Source organism: Paraburkholderia sp. EG286B (assembly GCF_040965655.1).
Taxonomy (GTDB): domain Bacteria; phylum Pseudomonadota; class Gammaproteobacteria; order Burkholderiales; family Burkholderiaceae; genus Paraburkholderia.
In genome coordinates, this window is the sequence record NZ_JBFRCF010000090.1 from 1 (window position 1) to 2,629 (window position 2,629).

The following is a 2,629-nucleotide window of genomic DNA, read 5'->3' on the forward strand; positions in this document are numbered from 1 at the left end:
AGCCCGACGCACAGGCTCACCATCCTGACGCAGACATCGCCGGTCGATCGCGACCGTCGCGATGCAGCTACGCTCGCCCGCTGGTTGCGAACGATTCTACATTCGGTGTGGAGAATTCATCGCTTACTGCCGTGCCGAGTCCGGCGATCGCTGTCCACCAGCGCCGCCGGCGCGGAATCCGCACGGTCAGGTCCGCGAGGGTCCGGATTCCATGCGCACGCAGGGCGGCCACGACGCGCGGCGCCAACCATCGGTCGATCTCGTCGGCGATGTGCGGCTCCGGTGCCGGCAGGCGGCGCAGCGCCTCGATCGTGTGCGCGACGGTATCAGCCGACGCTGCCGGTCGCGCATCGAATGTTTGTGCCAGGTCGGGACGGTGCCGACTCGTCGCGAATGCGACCAGTGCGCGCCGGATGCGTCCGAGCACGCCGCGAGCAGACATTCCCGGCGCCTTGCGCTCGCCCAGATAGCGTGCGACAGCCGTACGGGCGTCGAGTCCGGCATACCACGCGCGCAGTGCAGCGAGTTCGGCGTCGTCGGGGAACCGGACGGGTTCAGTCTCATGCGTTTTCATGACCGCCAGTTTAGTCCAGATTTGATGCTGGACCGATAAGAAAAGTTATCGGTCCAGCTGCGTTTCCGTTCGTCCTTCGATGCTTCCTCGCTTCACAGAATGCCGATGCTACGCAAACGTTGGTCGAAGCTGTTCGCTGCGTGCCGTACGCCACTGGCTGATTGAATAGAGCGTGACCCTGCATTGAGGCGGGTAGCCGCGCCGCGGCCGTTGCAGCTGCCGTTATCGAAACAAATAGCAGCGCTCTGGTGCCCGAAGGAATTGCCCTCTGATGCGTAGCCCGCGCTGAGGGCTGTAGCAAATGTCCGCTTCCGGGAGATGCCGTATGACTCTTGCCGATTTCATTGATGCGAACATTGACCTGCTCCTTGCTGACTGGGTGGACCAGGCCCGTCGACTTGGCGCTGCACCGACAATATCGGCGGCGCACCTCCGGGATTCGGCGCAGCGGCTGTTCGCGGAACGGCGAAGAGCGCGATCCATACCGTCACGCTTTGCCGGTGCGTGGGGCTGCGGGGGTGCATAGAGCGGGCCAATCGCATGTTCGCCGTCCTGTGAATCCAACGTCGAGCATGTGATGTGCCTGCACTGCGGCTGTCGGCATCTTGGAGGAAGGCGAGAGCGGGATCGTGCGGTGTTAGCGCGCCCGGGCTCTCGGGCGCCGGTGATTCGATTTTTGACTTGATCGGCGATCGAACTCTTGCGAGCCTTCGTCGACCGCGAATTTGGTGTCTGCTATGCGCGTTCCCGCGCTGGTTCCATGAGCCACCGCATTTCGACGCCGGTTCAACTGAGCGCGGGCCACGCTGCAAAGAGTGCCTCGATCATGCGGGCACGGGCAGATATGCGCGGACTACATTTCGCTCACACAGTGCTCTTCAACCCAGCCCACTGCACGCTCGAGCGCAAAAGCCAGAGCCTCATTCTCGTCGATGAAATTTTCATCGAGGCAGAGGTCGTGAACATCGTCTTCGAGTGAACCATCTGACGCCGGAACGAAGATTCTCGCACTCGCCACGATTCTCCCGTCATCGATGCTTGCGCTCGCGCTGATCAGGCAGGACTGGAAAATGAATTGCATGGCTGGCTCCGGAAGGTTTTCGCATGACGAAAGGCGATGAGCAAATAACATGCGCAGCACAAAATGCAAGTGTCCGCGTAATGCTATGCATGTGCTGAAATCGACTTCCCGCACCGGGCTGACAAGGACGCCCCATATCCGAGACGTGCCCTTGGCGCGCGCTGCTTCCGATTCTGGCGCCGCTCTACGCGGCTCCCGGTGCTCCTGCTGCCGCAGCTGGTGCGGACCGCTTCGAACTGAGCTTCCCACTGTGCTGGGCAAGATGTAGTCTGGCAGCGAAGTGTAGGCATGGCTCGACGAGTTGCCACCTCCTTATGAGGTGCCGACGCACGCCCGGGATGGCAACAATGGCTATGCGTCCCTCTTGGTGGAAGCAGCACCCGTCGAGCCAGTTCAGTCTACACCCAGGCAGCCTTACGAGCGTGCAGGTTTGGAAACTCCCGCGAACTTACCCACAGGTGCGGTCGCGCAGTCGACCTCAGAGATTATTGGCAAACCTGTGCAAAGGATGAGCGACGCAGAGCGCGATGTGCTAGCCGAACGAGCGCGGCAGGTGGAAGGCGGCCACGCAAGACGATCAGAACTCGCACCTGGCGACATGGCACTCGCCGCTGCCTGCTACGCGTTCGAAGCCTTTCAGTGCCTCACAACACCCTTCTGTGTCCGTGGCCTGCGCTATGGTGGAAGCCATCGACACCGAGGCGCGAGCCAACGCTCCGATCATCGCGGAGATCGAGCGCATCGACTGCGCGGGAGGTGAAGCGTGTTCATCTGAGACAAGCGTGTGGGGCCTTTGAGCAGTTATTGCACCGCGAAACGCTTCGCCATGTGCTTGCAGAGGCGGACTCCGGAATCAAGGGTCTCTTCAACCGTTCCGAAGTCACCTTGAATATCGGCAACCTCCATGGTGGCCGGGCATGCCGCGTGGTCAGTGTGGACGATGCGCGCAATCCAGCGTCCCAGACCGCTCGACA

At 61.7% G+C, this 2,629-nt stretch carries 1 protein-coding gene and 1 pseudogene; both read right to left on the minus strand.

Annotated elements, in window-relative coordinates:
* Positions 1–133: 133 nt before the first annotated feature.
* Positions 134–574 (minus strand): annotated as a pseudogene (locus AB4Y42_RS43710) (phage integrase family protein); the annotation flags it as partial.
* An 853-nt stretch (positions 575–1,427) separates the two neighbouring features.
* Positions 1,428–1,655, minus strand: a complete 228-nt coding sequence (locus AB4Y42_RS43715) for a hypothetical protein (RefSeq protein ID WP_368692796.1) — start codon at positions 1,653–1,655, stop codon at positions 1,428–1,430.
* Positions 1,656–2,629 lie beyond the last annotated feature (974 nt).

Coding starts and splice junctions, on each gene's coding strand:
- AB4Y42_RS43715 (WP_368692796.1), bottom strand. CDS start 1,655: ATGCAATTCATTTTCCAGTCCTGCCTGATCAGCGCGAGCGCAAGCATC.